This is a genomic window from Pantoea sp. B623 (genome assembly GCF_024814475.1).
In the GTDB taxonomy this organism is placed as follows: domain Bacteria; phylum Pseudomonadota; class Gammaproteobacteria; order Enterobacterales; family Enterobacteriaceae; genus Pantoea; species Pantoea ananatis.
This window is the reverse complement of record NZ_JANUXM010000004.1, coordinates 3,328,259-3,353,047: the sequence shown is the minus strand read 5'-3', so window position 1 is coordinate 3,353,047 and position 24,789 is coordinate 3,328,259. Positions and strand designations below refer to the sequence as shown.

Annotated in this window: 23 protein-coding genes; 6 read left to right on the top strand and 17 right to left on the bottom strand. The window is 55.4% G+C overall.

Annotated features, from left to right (window positions below; all coding sequences use genetic code 11):
• Positions 1-173: 173 nt before the first annotated feature.
• The 4 genes from thyA to rppH form a co-directional block, all read right to left on the bottom strand.
• Positions 174-968 (bottom strand): thymidylate synthase, encoded by a 795-nt coding sequence (thyA, locus tag NXS97_RS17560; RefSeq protein ID WP_015699606.1) that lies wholly within the window; start codon positions 966-968, stop codon positions 174-176.
• The gene (lgt, locus tag NXS97_RS17555) at positions 965-1,846 is read right to left on the bottom strand and encodes a prolipoprotein diacylglyceryl transferase (protein WP_024471441.1); all 882 of its coding nucleotides are present in this window, start codon (positions 1,844-1,846) and stop codon (positions 965-967) included. Before lgt ends, thyA begins: the two co-directional genes overlap by 4 nt.
• A gap of 109 nt (positions 1,847-1,955) precedes the next feature.
• Positions 1,956-4,202, bottom strand: a complete 2,247-nt coding sequence (ptsP, locus tag NXS97_RS17550; protein WP_013026987.1) for a phosphoenolpyruvate--protein phosphotransferase — start codon at positions 4,200-4,202, stop codon at positions 1,956-1,958.
• Between the two features lie 12 nt (positions 4,203-4,214).
• A complete protein-coding gene (gene rppH / locus NXS97_RS17545) occupies positions 4,215-4,742 on the bottom strand; it encodes an RNA pyrophosphohydrolase (protein WP_013026988.1) in 528 nt (175 codons plus the stop codon).
• A 686-nt stretch (positions 4,743-5,428) separates the two neighbouring features.
• Here rppH and mutH point away from each other — a divergent pair.
• From mutH to NXS97_RS17525, 4 genes are all read left to right on the top strand, one after another.
• Positions 5,429-6,106, top strand: a complete 678-nt coding sequence (gene mutH, locus NXS97_RS17540) for a DNA mismatch repair endonuclease MutH (protein WP_116220039.1) — start codon at positions 5,429-5,431, stop codon at positions 6,104-6,106.
• A gap of 100 nt (positions 6,107-6,206) precedes the next feature.
• Entirely contained in the window at positions 6,207-6,917 is a 711-nt protein-coding gene (locus NXS97_RS17535; RefSeq protein ID WP_014605139.1) for a TerC family protein, read from the top strand.
• Positions 6,918-7,035: 118 nt separating this feature from the next.
• A complete protein-coding gene (locus NXS97_RS17530; RefSeq protein WP_014594481.1) occupies positions 7,036-7,254 on the top strand; it encodes a YgdI/YgdR family lipoprotein in 219 nt (72 codons plus the stop codon).
• Between the two features lie 140 nt (positions 7,255-7,394).
• A complete protein-coding gene (locus tag NXS97_RS17525; protein ID WP_013026992.1) occupies positions 7,395-8,435 on the top strand; it encodes an NADP(H)-dependent aldo-keto reductase in 1,041 nt (346 codons plus the stop codon).
• A 69-nt stretch (positions 8,436-8,504) separates the two neighbouring features.
• Here NXS97_RS17525 and lysA read toward each other — a convergent pair whose 3' ends face one another.
• Complete coding sequence (gene lysA / locus NXS97_RS17520; protein ID WP_029569108.1) at positions 8,505-9,755, bottom strand: diaminopimelate decarboxylase; 1,251 nt, start codon at positions 9,753-9,755, stop codon at positions 8,505-8,507.
• A 100-nt stretch (positions 9,756-9,855) separates the two neighbouring features.
• Between lysA and NXS97_RS17515 the strand changes: the two genes are divergently transcribed.
• Entirely contained in the window at positions 9,856-10,776 is a 921-nt protein-coding gene (locus tag NXS97_RS17515) for a LysR family transcriptional regulator (RefSeq protein WP_013026994.1), read from the top strand.
• On the opposite strand, the gene NXS97_RS17510 is transcribed toward NXS97_RS17515, so the two are convergent.
• Positions 10,773-11,936 carry an MFS transporter gene (locus NXS97_RS17510; RefSeq protein ID WP_015699602.1) on the bottom strand — a complete coding sequence of 388 codons (1,164 nt, stop codon included), beginning with the start codon at positions 11,934-11,936 and terminating at the stop codon, positions 10,773-10,775. The genes NXS97_RS17515 and NXS97_RS17510 overlap by 4 nt on opposite strands.
• A gap of 367 nt (positions 11,937-12,303) precedes the next feature.
• Here NXS97_RS17510 and NXS97_RS17505 point away from each other — a divergent pair, with 367 nt between their 5' ends.
• A complete protein-coding gene (locus tag NXS97_RS17505; protein ID WP_013026996.1) occupies positions 12,304-12,930 on the top strand; it encodes a hypothetical protein in 627 nt (208 codons plus the stop codon).
• On the opposite strand, the gene NXS97_RS17500 is transcribed toward NXS97_RS17505, so the two are convergent.
• From NXS97_RS17500 to NXS97_RS17450, 11 genes are all read right to left on the bottom strand, one after another.
• Positions 12,927-13,421 (bottom strand): cupin domain-containing protein, encoded by a 495-nt coding sequence (locus NXS97_RS17500; RefSeq protein ID WP_014594486.1) that lies wholly within the window; start codon positions 13,419-13,421, stop codon positions 12,927-12,929. The two genes, NXS97_RS17505 and NXS97_RS17500, sit on opposite strands and share 4 nt — an antisense overlap.
• 132 nt (positions 13,422-13,553) lie before the next feature.
• Entirely contained in the window at positions 13,554-15,074 is a 1,521-nt protein-coding gene (gene lysS, locus NXS97_RS17495; protein WP_116220040.1) for a lysine--tRNA ligase, read from the bottom strand.
• Positions 15,075-15,083: 9 nt separating this feature from the next.
• Positions 15,084-16,182 (bottom strand): peptide chain release factor 2 gene (prfB, locus tag NXS97_RS17490; protein WP_104933680.1). Its coding sequence is split into 2 segments (ribosomal slippage): positions 15,084-16,106 and positions 16,108-16,182, totalling 1,098 coding nucleotides; the frame shifts between segments, so codons are not numbered across the junction.
• A gap of 200 nt (positions 16,183-16,382) precedes the next feature.
• A complete protein-coding gene (recJ, locus tag NXS97_RS17485; RefSeq protein ID WP_013027000.1) occupies positions 16,383-18,122 on the bottom strand; it encodes a single-stranded-DNA-specific exonuclease RecJ in 1,740 nt (579 codons plus the stop codon).
• Positions 18,123-18,125: 3 nt separating this feature from the next.
• Entirely contained in the window at positions 18,126-18,839 is a 714-nt protein-coding gene (gene dsbC / locus NXS97_RS17480; RefSeq protein WP_259232526.1) for a bifunctional protein-disulfide isomerase/oxidoreductase DsbC, read from the bottom strand.
• Between the two features lie 22 nt (positions 18,840-18,861).
• Complete coding sequence (xerD, locus tag NXS97_RS17475; RefSeq protein WP_015699600.1) at positions 18,862-19,755, bottom strand: site-specific tyrosine recombinase XerD; 894 nt, start codon at positions 19,753-19,755, stop codon at positions 18,862-18,864.
• A gap of 245 nt (positions 19,756-20,000) precedes the next feature.
• Entirely contained in the window at positions 20,001-20,219 is a 219-nt protein-coding gene (locus NXS97_RS17470; protein ID WP_259232521.1) for an ogr/Delta-like zinc finger family protein, read from the bottom strand.
• 77 nt (positions 20,220-20,296) lie between these two features.
• Positions 20,297-21,397 (bottom strand): phage late control D family protein, encoded by a 1,101-nt coding sequence (locus NXS97_RS17465; protein WP_259232519.1) that lies wholly within the window; start codon positions 21,395-21,397, stop codon positions 20,297-20,299.
• On the bottom strand, positions 21,397-21,879 hold the full coding sequence (locus NXS97_RS17460) for a phage tail protein (RefSeq protein ID WP_033739843.1): 483 nt from the start codon (positions 21,877-21,879) through the stop codon (positions 21,397-21,399). The genes NXS97_RS17465 and NXS97_RS17460 overlap by 1 nt, the downstream gene beginning before the upstream one ends.
• Entirely contained in the window at positions 21,876-24,671 is a 2,796-nt protein-coding gene (locus NXS97_RS17455; RefSeq protein ID WP_259232518.1) for a phage tail tape measure protein, read from the bottom strand. Before NXS97_RS17455 ends, NXS97_RS17460 begins: the two co-directional genes overlap by 4 nt.
• Positions 24,664-24,786: a GpE family phage tail protein gene (locus tag NXS97_RS17450; RefSeq protein ID WP_013027006.1), complete on the bottom strand. Its 123-nt coding sequence runs from the start codon at positions 24,784-24,786 to the stop codon at positions 24,664-24,666. The genes NXS97_RS17455 and NXS97_RS17450 overlap by 8 nt, the downstream gene beginning before the upstream one ends.
• Between the last annotated feature and the right edge of the window lie 3 nt (positions 24,787-24,789).

Genomic DNA, 24,789 nt, shown 5'->3' with positions numbered 1-24,789 from the left:
GCGGGCGGGATGGCAATGTGTAAAAGCGGGAACGGGAAGCGGCGCTGCAGACTATTTCAGCTGCATGCCGTGTTTGAAGCATCGTTTGAGATCATCGCCGCAAAGCGCCGGGCGGAAAGATAAAAAAAGCCCCGGTATGCAAAGTCATACCGGGGCTTAGTATCAGGAAACCGTCAGACGGCAACCGGGGCTTTAATCGCCGGATGCGGATCGTAACCTTCAATCTCGAAATCGTCGAAGCGATAATCGAACAACGAAGCAGGTTTGCGCTTGATGACAAGCGTCGGCAGCGGTCGCGGCTCACGTGTCAGCTGCAGATGGGCCTGCTCCAGATGGTTGCTGTAAAGGTGCGTATCGCCCCCGGTCCAGACAAAATCACCCACGTCCAGATCGCACTGCTGTGCCACCATATGCACCAGCAACGCATAGCTGGCGATATTAAACGGCAGCCCCAGGAAGATATCGCAAGAACGCTGATAAAGCTGACAGGAGAGTTTACCGTCCGCAACATAGAACTGGAAAAACGCATGGCACGGTGCCAGCGCCATCTCATCCAGCTCGCCGACGTTCCAGGCTGACACAATAATGCGGCGGGAATCCGGATCGCGTTTCAGTTGTTCAATCACCTTGGTGATTTGATCAATTTCCTGACCGCTTGCCGTGCCCCAGCTGCGCCACTGCTTGCCGTAGACTGGCCCAAGATTACCCTGCTCGTCCGCCCACTCATCCCAGATTGAGACGTTGTTTTCTTTCAGGTAACCGATATTGGTATCGCCTTGCAGAAACCACAGCAGTTCATGAATGATGGAGCGCAGGTGGCACTTTTTTGTGGTGACCAGCGGAAAACCATCCTGCAGATTAAAACGCATCTGGTGACCAAAAATTGAAAGCGTGCCTGTACCGGTACGGTCAGATTTTGGTGTGCCTTCGTTCAGCACGTAGCGCATTAAGTCCAGATACTGTTTCATTTTTCCTCGTGAAGTTGTTGCTGCGGGCGACGGCGATACGCCCAAATCATCATAATCACACCGGCAATAATCATTGGGATCGACAGGAGTTGCCCCATGCTCAGTCCACCGGTGAGCAAACCAAGCTGTGCGTCTGGCTGACGGAAGAATTCAACAATAATGCGGAATGTGCCGTAGCCAATCAGGAACAGGCCAGAGACGCTGCCCATCGGGCGAGGTTTACGAATAAACAGGTTCAGGATAATGAACAGCACGATGCCTTCAAGAAACAGCTCGTACAGCTGTGAAGGATGACGCGGCAGCACGCCATAGGTGTTCAGTAAGGCCTGATATTGTGGGTTGTTGGCCGCCAGCGCGATATCTTCGCTGCGCGAGCCGGGGAACAGCATGGCGAAACGGAAATTGGGATCGACACGGCCCCAGAGTTCACCATTGATAAAATTACCCAGGCGACCAGCGCCCAGGCCAAACGGAATAAGCGGCGCAATAAAATCAGAGACCTGAAAGAAATTACGTTTGGTGCGACGCGCAAATATCAGCATCACCAGGATCACGCCAATCAGCCCGCCGTGGAATGACATACCGCCATCCCAGACTTTAAACAGGTAAAGCGGATTATCGAGAAACAGCGGCAGGTTATAAAACAGCACATAACCAATTCGACCACCCAGGAAAACGCCCAGGAAGCCCGCGTAAAGCAGGTTCTCTACTTCCTCTTTTTTCCAGCCGCTGCCTGGCTTGTTGGCCCGACGCACCGCCAGCCACATGGCGAAAACAAAACCCACCAGATACATCAATCCGTACCAGTGAAGCGAAAGCGGTCCGATCGAGAAGATTACCGGATCGAACTGCGGAAATGCGATATAGCCGTTATTCATCATTCACCGTTTATTTTCAGCCCTGAAAAGGGGACGTGATGCACATAAATTAGGGCTGGGCATCATAGCACAGCCAGTTTTCTGAGTAGCCGCAGAAATGTAACCTGGGTTAACGACCGCCGCGAATCAGGCCGCCCAGGCCGCGCTCTTCCATAAACGCCGAGACCAGCTGACGCACATCTGACGCTGAATAGGCTTTGAGCGCCTGAGTACTGAGTTTCTGGACTTCTTCGTAATCCAGATGACGCAGCAGATATTTCACGCGTGAGACATTCTTCCCGTTCATGCTGAGATGGTGATACCCCATCCCTATCAATAGCGCCACACACATCGGATCGCCCGCCATTTCACCACACAAGCATAATTCCAGATTCGCCAAATGGGCTTCAATGGAAATTGCCTGTAGCGCACGCAGCATAGCCGGATGCAGCGAATCATACAGGTTCGCCACGCGGGTATTGTTACGATCTACCGCCAGTAAATACTGCGTCAGGTCATTGGTTCCGACAGACACGAAATCGACGCGCGACGCCAGGTGCGGGATCATAAACAGCATAGAAGGCACTTCAATCATAATCCCGATGCGCGGCGTCGGAATGGTATAGCCGAGCATCTCTTCCACTTCTGTCCCGGCACGCTGAATGAGCCGCTTGGCTTCGTCGATCTCATCGATATGGCTGATCATCGGCAACAAAATGCTCAAATTACCTGACGCGGCGTTAGCACGCAGCATGGCGCGCACCTGCACCATAAAAATCTCGGGTTGGTCGAGCGTGAGACGAATGCCCCGCCAGCCCAGGCAAGGATTCTCTTCACTGATTGGCATGTAAGGCAGTTGCTTATCTGCCCCGATATCCAGCGTGCGCAGCGTCACCGGCTTTTCGTGGAACAGCTGCAGCATGCCCTGATACTGAGCAACCTGCTCTTCTTCCGATGGAAAACCGCTTTGCAGCATAAAGGGAATTTCAGTGCGGTAAAGGCCAATGCCATCAACCCAGCTGCCCAGCGTTTGCTCATGCTCCGGGCTCAGCCCCGCGTTCAGCATAACCTGTATACGTTGACCGCTACGCAGCTCGCCCGGCCTGTCCACGCCGCCTTCAGCCATTTTGCTGAGGGCATTTTCTTCACTGATTAGCCGCTGGTACTCCTGCACCAGAACCGGTTCAGGATCGATCAGCAGTTCACCGCGATAGCCATCGACAATCAGCAAACGTTTGTTTAACTGACTGGGTTGAATGTCCGCGCCCATGACGGTCGGAATGCCCATCGCCCGGGTCAAAATGGCCGCATGGGAGTTCGCCGCGCCGTCGCGTACCACAATCCCTGCCAGCCGCTCGTGCGGAATTTCCGCCAGCGTTGTGGCGGTGAGTTCGTCTGCCACCAGCACGAAACGCTCAGGCCAGGCGTTCACGCCCACCAGAGAATCATCGAGATGGAACAGCAAACGTTGACCCAACACCCGCAGATCGCCGGCGCGCTCTTTCAGATAGCTGTCCGTCAGGCTGGCAAACTGGGCGGCAAACTTTTCAATGACGGTTTTGACCGCCCACTCGGCAACGGATCCCCGCTCGATCTCCGCGAAAAGATCCTTTTTCAGGCGTGCGTCCGTTAACAGGTGCGAGTAGAGATCGAAGATCGCCGCGCTCTCTTTTTGCGCGCTGGCGGTAAAGCGTTTACTGAAGCGACGGAATTCACTGGCGGCTTCGGTCATGGCCAGTGACAAACGCTCGCGTTCACGCTGCGGATCCAGCGTTGAGGCGGCAGAAACCTGATCGAGTAAGGGCTGGGTTTCGTCTACCCAGCCCGGCGCGACGGCAACGCCTGGGGCGGCAGCAATGGCCCGAATGCGTGCCAGACGATACTGACCAAACAACTGACTCAGTTGCGATTGTGACAGTAAGGCAGCCAGCTGCGTGGCCAGGGTAACGAGAAACGACTCTTCACTTTCGTCGAACTGCCGATGTTCACGCTGCTGAACCACCAGCACGCCCATAAGCTGGCGGCGGCTGATAATAGGCACGCCAAGGAAAGAGCGATAGCGCTCTTCCTTTACTGAAGGAATGTACTTAAAGCTGGGATGGCTCTGCGCATCGGCAAGGTTAATCGGCTCAGCGAGTCGCCCCACCAGACCGACAATACCTTCATCAAACGCCAGCTTGACCGTTAGCCCACGCGGTTTTTTCAAACCGCGTGTCGCCATCAGGTAATAACAGCGACGTTCGTGATCGGCGAGGTAGACGGAACAGACTTCCGTTTCCATCGCCAGGCAGATCTCATTAACCAGAATGTCGAGTGCTTCATTCAGACGTGGCGCACTCGCCACCTTTTCAACAATTTCTCGCAACTGAGTGAGCATAAAGGGCGTGGCCTATCCTCTTTTACGTCGATGGGCAGGATGATTTCGCTGCACCGCACTCTCCTGCATGGACATCACTACGCCAGCGAATTCTTTCATCACCCGACGATAAACATCGCGCTTAAAAGAGACAACCTGACGGACCGGATACCAAAAGCTTACCCACCGCCAGCCGTCGAATTCCGGCGTGCTGCTGTGCTGCACATTAATGTCTGCGTCATTACACATCAACTGCAGAAGAAACCACTTTTGTTTCTGACCAATACAAACCGGTTTTGTGTCCCAACGCACCAAACGTTTTGGCAACTTGTAGCGCAACCAGTTACGGGTAGATGCAAGTATTCGAACATCTTTACGGTGTAACCCGACTTCTTCGAACAGTTCGCGATACATCGCCTGTTCCGCGGTTTCACCGGGATTGATGCCTCCCTGAGGAAATTGCCAGGAGTGCTGTCCAAAGCGCCTGGCCCATAACACTTGCCCCTGCCTGTTACAAATTACGATACCAACATTCGGGCGGTAGCCATCATCATCGATCACCGGACTACCTCAAAAGCTAAAATTGAATGGTCTGATTGTTTCACACTCCTTACAGGCGGTAAACCACTGGATTTGCGGGCGCTTAGGGGCGTAATGTCGGGATAACTCACAGACTCATGCGAAGTTATAAACAAAAGTCCGTAAAAAGAGAGATCTTATTCACGTTTTCTGTGGATAGCTTTGTGCAGAACACGGGAGTTAACTGAATAACGTACCAGGATGAATCTGAAGGTGCCAAAAACAAGACCACGATTTACTCTTGAAATATAAGACTATTTTTTTACTCTGCTGCCTTTTACCCTGCCGGAAAGGGGGCGGATAATTCCTTCGTGCTGACAATTGGCTAAAGATCCACCACAATGCTTTTTATCCACAGCGATCGGCTCAAGCTTGCATCAAACGGCTTAATTTTTGTTGAAAAACAGCAAAGTCAAGGCTGTAAATGGAACCAGTAGGCAACCTGAGACGGGGTTATCCCATTTTTCTGTGGATAACTGGGCTTGAGATCCTGTTCATTGTTGATAGCAAGTTGGGATAACCTGCGACATGAGTTGGAGCCTGCCAATTTCGCTGTAAAAAAAAGTACTATGTTTCATGTTATTATGTGAGTTATACCGCGTTCTTTCCTGTGGAAAACCTGAGGCTGCCGCAGGCTGCTTAATTATTAATCATTATGAGTTATTCACATGACATTCCTTCCCGGGCCACCTGAAGATGAGTCAACACTGTTATCGCGCGCCCAGTCACTGGCAGGTTTAACGCTGCAAACCCTGGCCGACCAGGCAGGCATTCCGATACCGGCCAACCTGAAACGGGATAAAGGCTGGGTCGGGATGCTGCTGGAATGGCATCTGGGCGCCAGTGCGGGCAGTAAAGCAGAACAGGATTTCGCACACCTGGGAATTGAACTAAAAACGATCCCTGTCGATCGCTATGGCAAGCCGCTGGAAACAACATTTGTTTGCGTTGCGCCCCTCACCGGAAACAGCGGCGTCACCTGGCAAAAAAGCCATGTCCGCCATAAGCTGGCGCGCGTCCTGTGGATGCCGGTAGAGGGCGAGCGTGACATCCCGTTAGGCGAACGTCGGGTTGGCGCGCCGCTGCTGTGGAGCCCCGACGCGCAGGAAGATGAGATGCTGCGCCAGGACTGGGAGGAGTTGATGGATATGATCGTACTGGGTCAGGTAGAACGCATCACCGCCCGTCACGGTGCCTGGCTGCAGATTCGCCCCAAAGCAGCAAACAGCAAAGCCTTAACGGAAGGGATCGGCGATCGCGGACAGCCCATCATGACGCTGCCACGCGGGTTTTATCTCAAGAAAAGTTTTACAGGCCCGCTTCTGGCACGCCATTTTCTGGTCTGACAGCCTTATTCTCGCGTCCCTGGCGGTATTTAAATGTGAGTTAGACAAATTTGGTGCGTATAATCTTTGTTTAATTTTCGTTTAGGATATGAGTGCAGGTATGTTCGAGTGGATTACCGATCCCAACGCCTGGCTGGCGCTGGGCACCCTGACCATTCTGGAAGTGGTTCTGGGCATTGATAACATTATCTTTCTGTCGTTAGTGGTGGCAAAACTCCCCAAACATCAGCAAGCCCGCGCACGCCGCATCGGTTTGATGGGCGCAATGCTGATGCGTCTGGGGTTACTGGCCTCTATTGCCTGGGTCGCAAGACTGACCAACCCATTGTTTACCCTCATGGATCATGCTTTTTCAGCACGCGATCTCATCCTGTTGTTTGGTGGATTATTCTTGCTGTGGAAGTCCAGCATGGAGATTCATGAAACGATAGAAGGCGAAGAAGCCGAGCACAAAACCAACGTTCACTCGTTCATGGGTGCCATTGTTCAAATCATGTTGCTCGACATCATTTTTAGTCTCGACTCCGTTATTACGGCCGTGGGCCTCTCCGACCATTTGTTTATTATGATGGCGGCAGTGGTGATTGCGGTATTAATGATGATGGTCGCTGCCCGCAGTATTGGTGAGTTCGTTGATCGTCATCCGTCGGTCAAAATGCTGGCTCTCTCGTTCCTGATTTTGGTGGGTTTTACCCTGATCCTGGAAAGTTTCGCGGTGCATGTACCAAAAGGTTACATTTATTTTGCTATGTTCTTCTCGATGGCCGTTGAGTGCCTTAACCTGATGCGCAGTAAGAAAAAAACGCACTAATGTTGTCAAGGGCGGCTCCGCGCCGCCCGGTTATTTTCAGATTGATACGATTAACCCAATCGGTAAAAGGATTTATTACTACACTTTTTGCAGTGGACGATTCGTGAGGATGAGCATAATGAAAGGGCTGAGTAAAATTGTATTATTGGCCGTTGCTGCGGTGACATTGGGTGGATGCAGTTCCAATTATGTTATGGCAACAAAAGATGGCCGGATGATTATGACCGAAGGGAAACCGAGCATTGATAAAGAAACGGGGCTAGTGCAATACACCGATCAGTCAGGCCATACGGTGCAGATCAACAGTGACGACGTTTCTACCATTATTGAACGTTAGATGCGAAAAGTATCGGCCTGTCGCCCCTCCCCCGCGTCGGCAGGCTATTTCTCTCTGTTATCCCCCTTTCTTAGCCGCTACGCCTCGCGCTATAGTCCCTGAAGTCATATTACTTATCCCTACAGAAAAGGAAGCCGGCAATGCACTATCACCGTATCCCCCATAGCTCGCTGGAAGTGAGCCAGCTTGGATTGGGCACCATGACGTTTGGTGAGCAAAACAGCGAAGCCGACGCCCACGCTCAACTGGATTTAGCCCTCAGTTCGGGCATCAACCTGATTGATACTGCCGAGATGTATCCTGTTCCCCCGCGGCCCGAAACTCAGGGGCTGACCGAAAAATATATTGGCAGTTGGTTAAAAAAGACCGGTAGCCGGGACAAAATCGTTCTTGCCAGTAAAGTTGCCGGCCCAACGCGCGGCAACGATGCGTCGATTCGCCCTAATATGGCGCTGGATCGCAAAAATATTCGCGAGGCGCTGGATGCCAGCCTGAAACGTTTAAACACCGACTACATCGATCTGTATCAGCTTCACTGGCCGCAGCGTCAAACCAACTTCTTTGGCAAGCTGGGCTATCAGTACAGTGAGAACAGCGTCCCTGTCACGCTGTTAGAAACGCTGGAGGCTCTGGCTGAGCAGGTGCGGGCAGGTAAGATCCGCTATATCGGCGTGTCGAATGAAACGCCGTGGGGCGTCATGCGTTATCTGCAGCTGGCAGAAAAGCATGAACTGCCGCGTATCGTCTCTATTCAAAACCCCTACAGCCTGCTAAATCGCAGTTTTGAAGTGGGCCTGGCGGAAATCAGCCAGCATGAAGGCGTGGAGCTGCTGGCCTATTCCTGCCTGGCGTTTGGTACGTTGAGCGGTAAATACCTGAATGGCGCGCAGCCCGCGGGTGCACGTAATACCCTGTTTAGCCGCTTTACCCGCTACAGCGGTGAGCAGTCTCAGCTGGCGGTGGCGGAATATGTGGCGCTGGCCCAAAAACATCAGCTTGATCCTTCACAAATGGCACTGGCGTTTGTTCGTCAGCAACCTTTTGTGTCCAGCACCCTGCTGGGCGCAACCACGCTGGATCAGTTAAAGATCAATATCGACAGCGCCAACGTGACGCTCAGCAATGAGGTTCTGGAAGAACTCGAAGCGATCCATCGCCGTTACACCTATCCAGCCCCCTGACGGGCACGACCAGCCGTGCGGTGGCACGGCTGGCCTGTCCGTCATCGTCTTTCAACAGGCGCAGTAGCCTCATTCCAGCGCCAGCAGATCTTCAATGCGCTGCGCGCGGCGGATTTCTCTCGGCTCGCCGTTTTCAAACAGGATCTCAGGAATCAGTGGGCGGCTGTTGTAGTTTGAGGACATCGATGCGCCGTAAGCGCCGGTGTCGTGAAACACCAGATAATCCCCGACTTTCGCGGCCGGAATAGCCCGGGTTTCCACCTTGCCACCTTCAAGCTGGGTGAAAACATCGCCCGACTCGCACAGAGGGCCTGCAACTACGCTGTCGATCGTTGCCTGTTCATCGATCGCCCGGTTATCGCCCGCCATCACAGAGATATGATGGTAGCTGCCGTACATGGAGGGGCGCATCAGATCACTGAAGCCTGCATCCACCAGCACAAAGTGACGGCTGCCCATCTCTTTTACTGCCCGAACCTGAGAGACCAGCACGCCTGACTCCGCGACCAGGAAACGGCCGGGTTCGATTTCCAGCTTCACGGCATGGCCCAGATGGTTCGCCACGCGCTGGCGTGCCGCGTCCCACAGGCCAAAATAGTGATCGGTATCGATCGCCTCTTCCCCGTAGTGATAGGGAATGGATAAACCGCCTCCGGCAGAGATAGCCTCAAGATCCTGGCCAAATTCCACGACCAAATCCACCATGGCATCGCAGACCTGCTGCAGGTGCGCATAGTCCACGCCTGAACCGATATGCATATGAATGCCGATCAGGCGCAGTCCATATTGTTCGATAGCCGCCTGAGCAGCGGGCAAATCGCTGGGCCAGATGCCGTGCTTACTGTTTTCGCCACCGGTATTGGTTTTTTGGCTGTGCCCGTGACCAAAGCCGGGGTTAATGCGCAGCCAGACGGCATGTCCTGGCGAAACGGCACCCAGTTGATGCAGCATATCCACGGATCCGGCGTTAACCGGCACCTTAAGCTCTGCAATCCTGGCAAGCGTAGGGTTATCCAGGACATCGGCAGTGAATACGATTTCGTCACTGTCGGGCTGAAAGCCGGCCACCAGCGCACGCTCAATTTCGCCCAGGGAAACCGAATCAACCTTAACGCCCGCAGAATGCATCAGGCGCAGAATGTGGGTGTTAGAACAGGCTTTTTGCGCAAAGCGCACCACATCAAATGCGTGGAGTTGAGCAATACGCTGTTGGATAACCTGCGCATCATAAGCCCAGAACGGGCCGCTGTACTGACGTGCCAGCGGCAGTAAATTATCGACGTTCAGGGCGGTTTCGGTGGTATTAAGTGGACGAGGCATGGGGTTCTCCTGTGGCAATAAAACCATTAAGCCAGAATCGTGCCATGCCGAAAAATATCTGTTTTAATAGCATCTATGCAAAAATGATATGGAATGATGCATGGCAAAAATCAACTGGCGGCATATCGAGATTTTTCATGCTGTTATGACCAGCGGAAACCTCACGCAGGCTGCGACTCTGCTGCAGACGTCCCAGCCTACCGTCAGCCGCGAGCTGGCGCGACTGGAACGGCAGCTGAGTCTGACGCTGTTTGAGCGCGTGCGCGGCCGCTTACAGCCTACCGTACAGGGCTTACGGCTGTTCGAAGAAGTGCAGCGCTCATGGTATGGGCTGGATCGCATCATTGATGCCGCAGAGGGATTACGCCAGTTTCGCCAGGGTGAGCTCTCTATCGCCTGCCTGCCGGTTTTTTCCCAGTCACTGCTGCCGCCCGTCTGCCAGACCTTTTTGCAGCGCTACCCTGATGTCAGTCTGAACATTATTCCGCAGGAATCCCCATTACTGGAAGAGTGGTTGTCGGCTCAGCGTTACGATCTGGGCATTACGGAAACGCAGCACGCCCCCGCCGGGACCGATCGCCAGGCTCTGCTGACCTGCGATGAAGTGTGCGTGTTACCGCAGCACCATCGCCTGGCGCAGCGCGCCTTGCTGACGCCGCAGGACTTCGCCGGTGAGAACTATGTCAGCCTGTCGCGCACGGACAGCTACCGCCAGCTGCTCGACGCACTGTTTCATGAGCAAGGTGTGACACGCAGGATGGTGATGGAAACCCACAGCGCGGCGTCCGTGTGCGCGATGGTGCAGGCCGGAGTGGGGATCTCAGTGGTGAATCCGCTGACGGCGCTGGATTACGCCGACAGCGGTGTGGTGATGCGCCCTTTTAGCGTCGCTGTGCCTTTTACCGTTAGCCTCGTCAGGCCGCAGCATCGGCCGGCATCCGCGCTGGTAGAGGCGTTTGTGAACCACCTGCAGCAACAGGTGGCCCGTTTTCCTGAGCAGATTGCGGACAGACTCGCTTAGGCATGCACCCGGGCCGCAGCACCGCCGGATTTGCGGAAGGTGATCAAGCAAACCATCAGTCCAACCGCCGCCAGCGCGGCGGCGGCAACAGGAACCGCGGTCAGTCCATAGCCGCGCGCAATCACCGCGCCGCCCACCCACGCGCCAAGCGCATTGCCAACGTTAAAGGCAGAAATATTCAGGGTGGAAACCAGATTAGGTGCCTCTTTACCGTGACGCACCACATTGATCTGCAGGCCGGGAACCGTGGCAAAGGTTGCCATTGCCCACAGGAACAAGGTGATCTCCGCCAGCCAGAGCGCGTGGCTGGTCCAGCTAAACAGCAGTGAGAACAGCGTAATCAGCGAAAAACTGCCTATCAGGCTCAGGGAGACTTTGCGGTCGGCCATTTTGCCCCCCAGAATATTGCCCACGGTCAGGCCCGCGCCAATCAGAAACAACGTCCAGCTCACGCCACGATCGCTGATGCCGGTAACCTGCAGCAGCAGCGGTGCTATGTAGCTAAACAGGGCAAACATGGCGGCAGCAAAACAGACTGTCATCAGTAATGACAGCCACAGTTTGCCGTTGGCCAGCGCGCTGATTTCGCTCGCCAGATCGACCGGCTTCTCATTCTTATTTCCCGGCAGGCTGGTGATTAAGGCAATGAAGGCCAGTACGCCGATAGCCGAAACGCCCCAGAATGTCGCACGCCAGCCAAACAGCTGACCAAACCAGGTTCCCAACGGCACGCCTAATACATTGGCCAGCGTCAGACCGGTAAACATCAACGCCACGGCAGAAGCCTGACGATCGGCGGAAACCAGACTGGCCGCGACCACCGATCCAATCCCAAAGAAAGCCCCGTGACAGAGGGCGGTAATCACCCGTGCCAGCATCAGCAGGTTATAGCTGTAGGCCAGAGCACACAGCAGATTGCCGATGATAAAAATTACCATCAACAGAATCAGCGTTTTTTTACGGGGCAACTTCGCCGTTAACAGCGCCATGATCGGTGCACCGATTGCTACGCCTAATGCATAGCCGCTAATTAACCAACCTGCGGACGGAATGGACACGCGCAAATCGTTTGCGACCTCCGGCAACAGGCCCATGATCACAAACTCAGTGGTTCCGATAGCGAACGCACTCAGCGCCAGTGCAAGCAATGCAACAGGCATAACACTCTCCCAAAAATAATAATTACAACGAGACGGATGACGCATGCATCCTGATAAACGAGCTATAATTTATGATCTATATCACACTACGTATTACAGCATAGCTACCTGTCATCTGATACTCACATAACAACAACAATCTATTGCGTGTATGGCAATAATTGACATACGCATCAACCAGGCTTATTAAACATACAGTTAGCGAGGATGCCGCCGCGTAACGCACCGGACGATGATAAAGGTTGCCAGCGAAGTAGCCGTTTTTTTGCTAATACCGATTTTAGTTATCAATAAAGTATTAGCGTTGCCGATATAGCTCTTATGAATCGCCAGATGAAATGCAGTCCAACTGACGCGGAGAGAGAAAATGCAACGGCTTATCGTTTTGATGGTAATCAGTCTTACAGGCTGCTCAGTCGGCCATTATGAATACAGCAGAGAAGCAGAGAAGCGCGTGGATATGACCGTAACAGGCATTCCCACCGTGCTGGGGCTGGGCACGCTGGGCACGACTATTCCCCTTACCCCTGACTACAGCCTCACGGCCGCCCACGTCGCAAAATATTCGCTTTACCGCGTGAAAGCCTGGCATCCTGAGTGCGATCTCGCGGTCGTGTACCACAAGAACAGCGAAGCCAACCTGCCACCGTCCTTCCGTAACAGCCATATTGGCGACAAAGTGAATCTTTACGGCTACAGCTTCATCTCTGCAATGCCCGTGAGCTCTACCGGGAAAAACCTGGTGAACACCACGCTGGCAAATGACTGGAACAAAGCGAACTGCGTTGTCGTGGCCGCCAATGCGGGCGTGGTTAAGGGCATGTCAGGGGGCGCGGTTTATAATGCATCTGACGACACGCTGGCAGGCGTGATTGTGGGTTACAGCCAGCGCATCAACGACAACAAGAGCGGAAAAACGCTGTATAAAGATGTGGCGCTCTATGTGCCCTACTCACGCTTCCAGACCTGGCTGGATAATGCTGTGAAATCTTAAGGCTTTTCGTCCGGCAGTCCGGGATGTGTGCCCATCTGCTGTTGCGGTGGGTTAAGCCACTTGTCTTCGCGCGTGGCTTCGTAGTCGCGGTTTAGCGGATAGGTAATGCGGTTCTCCGCTTTGCTGACCTCGCCGATCACCAGAAAGCGCGCGTCGGCGTCGCTGTTATTGATAAAGGTGTGACAAATGCCGGTACCGGCCGGAAACGCCACGGCCTCTCCCGGTGACAGCGGATACAATTCGCCATTGATCCACGCGTGTGGATAACCTTCCAGCACGAAGATAAACTCCTCTTCCGCACTTTCCGCATGGGGATAAGACATGCGGCGTCCGGGCGGCAACCTTTCATGATGAATGCCCAGCCGGGTTAATCCAGACAGTTTCGCCAGTGGTGTACCAATGGACATCAGCTCATCGCTATCGGAATAATGTTCGTTGTCTTCGCCTTCCAGCGCTTGCCAGTGAAGAATACAGTCAGGACGTGGCTTCATAATGGTGGCTCCAGGTTGAGATGTTCAGCCTGGCAGAGGGGACGGGATTACTCAAGCGCACATGCCGTGGCGGGTTGCAGAGCAGAAATAAAAAAGGCCGGAATCACCCGGCCTTTAACCAGCATCTGATAATTACTTTGAGCCTGGGCGCAACGCCGGGAACAGAATTACGTCGCGGATGGTGTGGCTGTTGGTAAACAGCATGACCATGCGGTCAATACCAATGCCTAAGCCTGCCGTTGGCGGTAAACCATGTTCCAGGGCGGTGACATAATCCTCGTCGTAGAACATCGCTTCATCATCGCCCGCATCTTTCGCATTCACCTGCTGCAGGAAACGCTCAGCCTGATCCTGCGCATCGTTAAGCTCAGAGAAACCGTTGCCGATTTCACGTCCGCCAATAAAGAACTCAAAGCGATCGGTGATCTCAGGATTTTCGTCGTTGCGACGGGCCAGCGGCGACACTTCAGCCGGATACTCGGTAATGAAGGTTGGCTGAATCAGATGTGCTTCAGCGGTTTCTTCAAAAATTTCGGTCACTACGCGCCCTAAGCCCCAGCTTTTCTCGACTTTGATGCCAATGGTCTGAGCAATCGCCACCGCTTTGTCGAAATCGTCAAGATCGGCCAGATCGGTTTCCGGACGGTACTTCTTGATCGCTTCACGCATGGTGAGTTTTTCAAACGGCTTACCAAAATCGAATTCCTGCTCACCGTAAGGCACAACCGTGCAGCCCAGGATATCCTGCGCCAGCGTACGGAACAGGCTTTCGGTCAGTTCAATCAGATCTTTGTAATCCGCATAAGCCATATAGAGTTCCATCATGGTGAACTCTGGGTTGTGACGAGGCGAAATCCCCTCGTTGCGGAAGTTACGGTTGATCTCGAACACGCGATCGAAACCGCCCACCACCAGGCGTTTCAGATACAGCTCTGGCGCAATACGCAGATACATATCGATATCCAGCGCGTTGTGATGCGTGATAAACGGACGCGCTGAAGCGCCGCCCGGGATCACCTGCATCATTGGCGTTTCCACTTCCATAAAATCGCGTCCAACCATGAACTGACGAATGCCGGCCATGATCTGCGAACGGATTTTGAAGGTGTTGCGTGATTCATCGTTGGCGATCAGATCAAGATAGCGCTGACGATAGCGCGTTTCCTGATCGGCCAGACCGTGAAATTTGTCTGGCAGCGGGCGCAGGGCTTTCGTTAACAAGCGCAGCTCTGAGCAGTGAATCGACAATTCGCCGGTTTTGGTTTTGAACAGCCTACCGCGTGCGCCGAGGATATCGCCCAGGTCCCACTTTTTGAATTGCTCGTTGTAGATACCTTCGGCCAGATCGTCACGTGCCACGTACAGCTGAATGCGGCCGCCCACGTCCTGCAGGGTAATGAAAGACGCCTTGCCCATGATACGGCGCGTCATCATACGGCCAGCCACGCTGACCTCAATGCCTAAGTCTTCCAGCTCTTCGTTACTCTTCTCGTCATAGCTGGCATGCAGCCGATCGGAGGTGGTATCACGACGAAAATCGTTAGGAAACGCCACGCCGTTTTCACGCAGCACGCTCAGCTTCTCGCGACGCGTTTTCAGTTCGTTATTTAACTCAAGTGCGACGTCAGCGCTCTGCGGTTGTTGTTCAGACATGTCGGTTCCTTATAGCCCTGCTTTTAAACTTGCTTCAATGAAACGGTCCAGATCGCCATCCAGCACCGCCTGCGTGTTGCGCGTTTCCACGCCGGTACGCAGATCTTTAATACGTGAGTCGTCCAGAACATAAGAACGGATCTGGCTGCCCCAGCCAATGTCAGACTTGTTGTCTTCCAGCATCTGCTTCTCGGCATTTTTTTTCTGCATTTCAAGCTCGTACAGCTTCGCCTTCATCTGCTTCATCGCCTGATCTTTGTTTTTGTGCTGAGAGCGATCGTTTTGACACTGGGTGACCGTACCGGTTGGAACGTGGGTAATACGCACCGCCGATTCCGTACGGTTAACGTGCTGACCACCTGCACCAGAGGCGCGGTACACATCAATACGCAGGTCAGCCGGGTTGATGTCGATATCAATATCGTCATCCACTTCCGGATAGATAAAGGCTGAACTGAAGGAGGTATGGCGGCGACCACCGGAGTCAAATGGACTCTTACGTACCAGACGATGTACGCCGGTTTCGGTGCGGAGCCAGCCAAACGCGTAATCGCCAGACACGCGAATCGTCACCGACTTAATGCCCGCGACTTCACCTTCTGACTCTTCAATAATTTCTGTTTTGAACCCTTTGGCTTCTGCCCAACGCAGATACATGCGCATCAGCATGCTGGCCCAGTCCTGCGCTTCTGTTCCACCCGAACCGGCCTGCAGATCGATGTAACAGTCGGCGCTGTCGTACTCGCCAGAGAACATACGGCGGAACTCTAGCTCGCCGAGCTTGCCTTCCAGCGCGTCCAGCTCGGCGACCGCTTCGTTGAAGGTTTCTTCGTCATCGGCTTCTACCGCCAGATCAAGCAGCCCCTGCACATCTTCCAGCCCCTGGCTCATCTGATCGAACGTATCCACGATGGCTTCCAGGGAGGAGCGTTCTTTGCCCAGTGCCTGAGCGCGTTCAGGCTCGTTCCAGACGTCGGGCTGTTCCAGCTCGGCGTTTACTTCCTCAAGGCGTTCTTTCTTAGCATCGTAGTCAAAGATACCCCCGAAGAACGTCGCTGCGTTCGCTGAGGTCCTGAATACGGTATTTGACCGGGTTGATTTCAAACATGTGTTTAGCGTCTTTTTTACGTTCGATGGAATAAGAAATTTAACCTGCGAGTTTACCCGAAACCGACGGCGGTTTGTAGCGTTGAGAAAATGCGCAGAGGTTAATCTTTCGTTGAGCCAGCTGGACTGGCTCTGCCGACGCGGGCGTGGCAAGGTTAAACTGGCAACGGCGGGAATGTGAGGCCCCGCCGTCACCGCTGGCTAACTGAGCGGCCAGAGATGTTCAATGATCAGTTGGACGGAGCGATTGCCGCGATACTCATTGATATCAAGCCGATAGGCCAGTTCGACCTGGCGCACGCTGCTGTCAGGCCACAACGTGGTATCCACGTTGAACGCGATACCGTCGATCAGCGGTCCGCCTTCCAGAGGTTCAACCATGACCTTCAGGTGACGTTCACCAACGAGGCGCTGCTGCAGTAGCCTGAACCGGCCGTCGAAAGCGGGCTCAGGGAAAGACTGGCCCCATGGGCCGGCATCACGCAGCACTTCCGCCGTCTGAAGAGAAAATTCAGCGGGCTGCAGGGCACCGTCCGACCAGATGACGCCCTGCAACGCTTCGCCGGCCAGCCATTCGCCCACCAGGTCCGCAAAACGCTGACGAAACTCGTCGTAGCGGGCCTCTTCCAGCGACAGTCCGGCGGCCATCGCGTGACCACCAAACTTCTGCATCAGGCCAGGATGCAACGTATCAAGACGCTCCAGCGCATCGCGCAGATGCAGACCGGCAATCGATCGTCCCGATCCCTTCAGCATGCCATCACCGGCCGGTGCGAAGGCAATAACCGGGCGATGAAAACGCTCTTTCAGGCGGGAAGCCAGAATCCCGACCACGCCCTGATGCCACTCAGGATGATAAAAGGCCAGCCCCAGCGGCAAATCGGTTTGCTCGTTCTCCAGCTTTTGGCATAACGCCAGTGCCTCGCTCTGCATCCCCTGCTCAATCTCTTTGCGCATCTGGTTAAGCGCATCCAGTTCGCTGGCTAACATGCGCGACTGGCTGAGATCGTCGGTCAGTAACAGCGCCACGCCGACAGACATATCGTCCAGCCGACCGGCAGCGTTAAGCCGGGGCCCCAGGGCAAAACCCAGGTCGCTGGCGGCCAACTGTCGGGCATCGCGGTTGGCGATTTCCAGCAGGGCCTTGATGCCCGGACGGCACTTTCCGGCCCGAATACGACTCAGGCCCTGCCACACTAAAATGCGGTTGTTGGCATCCAGCGGCACCACATCTGCCACCGTGCCCAACGCCACCAGATCGAGCAGGTCGGCCAGATTGGGTTCTGACCGCGTGACGCCAAACCAGCCCTGAGTGCGCAAATGGGCGCGCAGGGCCATCATCAGATAGAAAGCGACGCCCACGCCCGCCAGCGAACGAGAGGGGAAATGACAGTCAGGCAGGTTGGGATTAACGATAGCATCGGCGTCAGGCAGCGTTTCGCCCGGTAAGTGGTGGTCGGTCACCAACACCGCAATGCCGTGCTGATGCGCAAGCGCCACACCCGCATGGGACGAAATGCCGTTATCGACGGTCAGAATCATCTCTGCACCGCGCGCGCGGGCCTGCTCAACCACTTCCGGACTCAGGCCGTAGCCATCTTCGAAACGATTGGGCACCAGGTACTGCACGTTGCTACATCCCATGCTGCGTAGCGCCAGCACCGTCAGGGCGGTACTGGTGGCACCGTCAGCGTCGAAATCCCCGACGACCATAATGCAGCGGCCATCCAGCAGCGCCTGATGAAGCAGGTTAACGGCCTTGTCTATGCCGCTCAGTGCACTGAAAGGGAGCAGGTTTTTCGCGCCCCTTTCGAGCTCGGCGGCGTTGGTGACGCCACGTTGCAGATAAAGCCGACGCAGGAGCGGCGGTAAATCTGCCGGTAACCCCGGCAAATCGGCTACCGCTTCACGGCGACGTAACTCGACTTCGTGCTTTACCACGCCTTAACCACCACGCTTTTGATTATCCAGTACCTGCCTGAGCTCCTGTGGACTTTGATAGCCGGGGATCATCATGCCACTATCAGTCAGAATCGCCGGCGTGCCCTGGATACCAAACAGTACGCCAAGCTGGTACTGCTTGCCGATATCAATCGTGCAGGAGGCTGGCGCATCCATCTTCGGCACATCGCCTTTCATCGCCTCATCAAAGGCTTTGTTGCGATCGGCGCTGCACCACACGGCCTTCATGGCGCTGGCAACTTTGCCGTTCATGCCTTCACGTGGGAAAGCCAGATAGCGAACGGTGATGCCCAGCGCGTTGTAGTCAGCCATTTGTTCGTGCAGTTTGTGGCAGTAGCCACAGGTGATATCCGTAAACACTGTCACCACATGCTGCTCTTTGGGCGCTTTATACACGATCATTTCCGGAACCAGCGCCTCAACTTTTTTATCCAGCAGCGCGTTCGTCACGTTGACCGGCTGAGCACCGCTGACATCGTAAAGCGGCCCCTGGATCATGTGTTTACCATCATCGGTAACGTACAGCACGCCGCTTTCGGTGAGCACGGTTTTAAAACCCGGCAGCGGTGCAGGTTGGATCTCAGCCTGGTGCAAACCCAGTTTCTTCAGGGAAAGCTGAATGGCGCTGTCATCAGCGTGGGTCAAACCGGAAAAAGCGCTGGCCAGCAGCGCCAGCATGGCAACATGTTTGTTCATTGTTTTCCTTACTCTCCGCCAGCTATGCGCGCGGATGATGCTGTTGATGTAACAGTCGCAGACGTTCCGTGGCGACATGCGTATAAATCTGCGTCGTTGAGAGGTCGCTGTGCCCCAGTAACATCTGTACGACACGTAGGTCAGCCCCATGGTTCAGCAAATGCGTGGCGAAAGCATGGCGCAACACATGGGGAGAAAGCTTTTCGCTATCAATGCCCGCCAGCAGGGCGTAATGCTTGATACGATGCCAGAAGGTTTGCCGCGTCATCTGCTGGGCACGGTTACTGGGGAAAAACACGTCCAGCGTCTGCCCATTGAGCAACCACGGCCGCCCGTGCTCCATATAGTATTCCAGCCAGTGAACCGCCTCTTCACCTAATGGCACCAGCCGCTCTTTATTGCCTTTACCGATCACGCGCACCACGCCCTGGCGCAGGCTGACGTCATTCAGGGTCAGTCCCACCAGTTCCGAAACCCGTAAGCCGGTGGCATATAACAATTCCAGCATGGCTTTATCGCGCAGTTCAAGCGGCACGTTAACATCGGGTGCCTGCAGCAGGCGATCCACCTGCGCCTCGCTCAGATCTTTTGGCAACCGCTGGGGCAGCTTGGGCGCGGCCAGCATCGCGCTGGGATCGTCAGTGCGCATCTTTTCGCGGTACAAATACTGAAACAGACGGCGCATGGCGCTGAGCAGGCGTGCAGAGCTGGAGGCTTTATAGCCGCCTTCCAGTCTCTCCGCGAGAAACTGTTGCAGATCGGGCGCGCTCAGGGTTGTCAGCGTTAAGCCGTGATGCGCCAGCCAGCCGGTGAGAGTTTGCAGATCCTGCCGATAGGAGGACAGGGTATTTTGCGCCAGATTGCGCTCGATCCACAGCGCATCAAGAAACTGTTCTGTCAGTTCACTATCTTGCACGTTTTCCCCACCGTTCAGTATGAAATCGTGCTCATTATGCCTGATTCAACCCTGCTTCTGATACAATTACGCCAAAGTCAGGATTAACAGAGCACTATCTGCATGAAAATAGGTCTTTATCCAACTATATTTATTTAACCATTAATTATCAAATAGTTATAAATTAACACTCATGTAAATGGCGACAAAGTGGCGGCAGAAATTTATCAATTCTCACAAAAAAAATCCCGCCTAAGCGGGTTTTTTTACATCCATAGCACTTGTTGCGCGCCTCGATCAGGGTGAGGGGGCACACTAACTACTTGGCCGGGTGTCATAATTATGTCAGTTACCGTCTCATGAGACTTAAAAGTACAACTGCAGTTGATATTCTGGCACTGGTTATAGCGTTCCTTTGTGTTCTTTGACACCTGGAAGCTGCTGCGAGTGTGCGCCGCATTCCCACATAAAGGACAATTCATCATCTTTGACACCTCGCATTAAAACTCATTTACGAACTTTCTGATTGATTATATTTCAATTGAAACCTTTAGTTAAATGTTTATTCCATTTGCAATGAATCAATTTTCACTTCCAGCTCAATGCTCGTCGTGTAGCCACTGTCGGCGCTCAGGCTGTGCGTCAGCGTGGTAATGATCCATTCGCCCTCATCAATCTGTTTCTTAAACCCCGTCACCTTTACCGGCATTTCGGTGTAAAGCTCAGCGCGCCCGCGCGCCAGCTGGATCGAGAAGGTCGCAACGCCGCGCTGCAGCCGTTCCCACTGCATTTTTGCCGCCCGCTCTGCATTTGACCGGTTGGCATAGGTGCGGCTTAAAACCAGAACGTTCTCATCGGTGCCAACGAGATAATCACCCTGTTTCGCTTCCGGCTCTTTTTTCTTCGCCGTGGTTTTGCGGCGTCTCTTGACCTTCGTTTGTGGCTTTTTCGCTGGCTCGCGCGTGTGCAGCCAGCTGGCAATCACGCCGGTGTAGGCGTCACGGTCAGCCAGGGTAAAGCGGTGACTGTCGCCATCGCGGCGCTGAATGGTGATGACCGGCAGCGCCTTGCCGCTGGTGTTTTTGCCCTGCCCCTGCCGGATAAACAGCAGTTTGCCGTCCTTGACGCAGGCCAGCGCACCGCACTGGCGGGCAACACGCATCAGAAAACTGGCGTCGGATTCGTTGGTCTGGTCGATGTGGTCGATTGCCATTTTCTCAACGTCGGCGCCCAGCGCTAAATCCAGCTTGTGCTTTTCCGCAATCGCTTTGGTAATTTCGCCAACCGTGGTTTTGTGCCACGACTTTTCGCGTTTGGTGTTCAGTGTCTGGCGGAAATCGGCGCTGCGGGCGCGAAGCGTCAGCCGGTCGGGCGTTCCGCTGTGCTCAATCTCATCAACCGTATAACTGCCCTTGCTGATAAGCGGCTCCCCTTCCCAGCCCAGCGCCAGCTTCAGCACCACGCCACGGCGCGGCAGCTGCAGCAGGCCGTCCGCGTCATCCAGCTCAATGTCCAGCTGGTCAGCCTCAAAGCCCCGGTTATCGGTCAGCGTCAGGCTGATGAGCCGCTTTTGTATGGCCTGCGTGACGTCTGCACCTGCCATCGTCAGCCGAAACGCCGGGGCGCTGGCTGCCCCTTTTACCCAGCTTTCTGCCTGCATCATCAGAAAAGCCCTCCCGCTGCTGCAGTAACTTTACCGGCCACGCCTGCCGCCGCGCTTTTCATGGCGTCAAGCTGGCCGCTCAGGCTGCCGAACATTTCGCCCAGCGATTCATCTGCACGCTTAAGCGTGAGCGTGAATTCAATGCGCCTGCACGCGCCGTTACTGAAAAACTCGGCCTTGGTCTGGCTCAGGCTCTCAATCACGTACATGCCGTAAATGGTGCCGCTGCCCTCAATGAGCGGCCACGCCCGCCCCAGCTCCGCAATCTGCTCCAGCGCATACAGCGACAGCCTGCCGCCGGTCAGCTCCGGCAGCAGCACGCCGGAAAGCGTCAGCGTGTCGGTGTCCGGCCCGGCAAACTGCAGCGACGGGCGAAAGCCCACGCGGTTGTTGGACGGGAACCGCCAGCTGCGCTGCAGCTGCAGCTCCTGGTAAGGCACCGTTTCCAGCATGAAAACGAACAGCCCCAGCGTCATCATCATTCGTCGTACCCTCCTCGATCACGATACGAACTGCGCGCGCGGGCCTCAGCCTGCCGCTGCTCAGCCTTAAGCCTGCGCATCACCTTATCAACCAGATCGTCCTGACTTTCCCCCGGCTGCTGAACGATGGTGAATGATGCATTGATTTGCGGTGCGGCAACCGGCGGCGCGGCCTGTGCGCGCGGCGCTTTACTCTGGTATGCCTGCGCGGGCAGGCTCATCGGGTGCAGCGGGCGCGCGGCGGCAGGTGCAGCGGCCATGCCCAGCGCCAGCGCTGCCGACGCGGCCAGTGCGGCAGTGCGGCGACGGCTGGTAATGCGCGCCGGGCCGTTGACCAGCTCCGGCCCGTTCTCGCCCGCAATGCCATACTGACCGGCGGGAATGTAGCCGCCATTGTCATAGAGTCCGGCAAAGCCCGTCGGGGATGACGGACTTAACGGGTTGACCGGTGTCGCGCCGCCCTTATCTGCCGAGGGCTTCATGAATCCCGGCAGCAAATCCGTCATGGATGACAGTCTGGCCTTAAGCGCGTCCCATTTGGCCGTGATGCCGTCAAGGAGTGCGCTTATCATGTTGCTGCCCGCTTCTTTAAACCGCTCCGGCAGCGTGCTGGCCGAGTTAACCAGCTCATCCCACTTCTGCGACACAGCTGCCTTGATGCTTTGCCATGCCCCGGCGATGCCGTCGCGTATCGCGTCCCAGCCTCTGCTGATGACGCCCTGCAGCGCGCCATCCGTGAACAGGGATTTAACCCACGTCCACGCATCGGCTATTTTGCCTTTGATGGCCTCCCACGCTGCCGAGGTGTTATCTGTCACCCGCTGCCAGAGTGCCGCAAACTTCGGCCCGAGGGTGTCCCAGTTACGCCAGATGTAAATTGCCCCCATAGCGATAAGGCCAATAACGGCCAGTATCGGGTTGGCAAACATCAGGCGGCCCAGCCAGATAACGCCGCTGCCGACGATACGCAACGCCTTACCTGTCATCCCGAATGCGCCCGCGCCCTTAAAGCCCAGCGTTGCCATGCTCAGCCTGATGACCGCCATCGGCCCGACAATGGCCGCAAAGCCGATGGCTAACGTTCCCAGCCCGATAACAATGGCAGACACCGCCGCGCCGACTTTCACCAGCGCGCCAGCCAGCGCCTTGTTTCTCTCTATCCACTGCGCTGCGCCGTTGGTGACCTTTTTAATCAGCCCCATGATGTCCATGAGCGGCTGGCGCAGCGTATCACCTAACCCGCTCATGGCGTTATTGAGTCCGGTTTTTGACAACAGCCACTGTGCGGACAGGGAATCTTTATTGATGTCAGACTCTTTCTGCATTGAGCCTCTGGCCGCATCGCCCTGCGTCAGGGCCAGCTGTCGGCGCAGCTCCGGCAGGTTGTTGGCAAGTTTCGCCGCATCCTTGCCAAACTCCTTGCCGAATATCATCGTCAGCGCAGACAGGCGTTTGTTTTCCGGCAGCTTTTTGACCTTCTCCAGCACGCTGATGATGGTCCCCATCGCGTCCGTGGTCATCTGCTTTTCAATCTTTTTGGGGTCCAGCTTAAGCAGCGTCATCCCTTCCTGAAAGCGCTTGCCCTGCATGGTGGCAATCGACAGTTCGCGCACCATTGCGTTAGCCGAACTTGCCGCAATCTCAGAGGTGGCACCGAGTGACAGGAACGTTGAACCCAGCGCCGCCGCCTTGCGAAAGTCCAGCCTGTCGGCGTTGCCGCCCATGCGCTGCAGCACGTCGATAATATCCGCGCCCTTGGACATGGCGTTATCGTCTAAATAGTTCAGCGCATCACCCAGCTGCTCAATATTGCGGGTCGGTATCTTGTAAAGCTGGCTGATTTTACCCAGCCCCTCGGCCAGCTGGTCGGCGGGCAGCTCAAACGCCGTTGACGCCTTGGCCGCCGTGGTGGCAAAGGCCAGTAAATCGCGCTTCTGGTCGGCGTAGGAATCATTCTGGTTGGTGACGCCCATGCGCGCGCCGCCCTCAACCAGCGCGGCATAGTCAACCGCGCCGTGCTCCATCGGCAGTTGCTCACTGGCGGCCTTGATGGCGGCCTGCATGTCATAAAACTGCGCGGTGCGGTTGCCCTTGTCATCGCGCAGGCCGTTGACCTGCTTTGCCACGCCCTTCATGGCGTCTTCCATATCCGCCGAGGCTTTGATAGCCGCCGCAAACGGCACACCCATTGCCATCCCTGCCGCCGTGGCTGTCGCCCCTGCCCCGGCCACCCTGTCGCGGGCCTCCAGCGTTTTGCCGTAGCGCTCACGCACGGCGCGCATTTTTGCCTGGCGCTCGCCCAGCTTTTTAAGCTCACGCTGCTGGCGCTCAATGGCGTCACTCGCTGCGCTGGCGTCGGTTTTCAGTCGGCGCTGTGCCGCGCTCAGCTGTTTGGTGTCGATACCGGCGGCGGTCAGCGCACCGCGCTGCTGCTGTACCGAGCGCAGCAGGCCGTTGTAGCTCTGCTGCAGGTCATTAACACGGTTTTTTGCCTGCTCAAGCAAGCGGGACTGCTGCGCCGTGGGGCGGTTGGTGGCGGCAAACTGCGTCGCCAGCTTGGCGGCCTCCTGCCGGGCAGAGGCGAGATTTTTCTCAGTGATGGCAAGCTGCTGGCGCGTTTTGCGAAAGCCGTCAATGCGCCCGGCCTGATCGTTCAGGCTTTTCAGGCTGTCTTTGCTGGCTTTGAGGGCGGCGGACAGCTCCCTGGAGCCGTCGCGCGCACTGCGAAAAGGACGGGTGATTTTGTCTACCGCCTTAAGTACCACCTGCAGGCGCAGGTCTCTGTCACTCATCGTCACCGGCTCCGTTACGCAGGATCGCTTTGTGCCGCCACATCAGCACGTCCGCCAGCGACTCCGCGAACATGACCGGCGGCGGCCAGTGAAACACGGTGGCGATGTCTGCCACCAG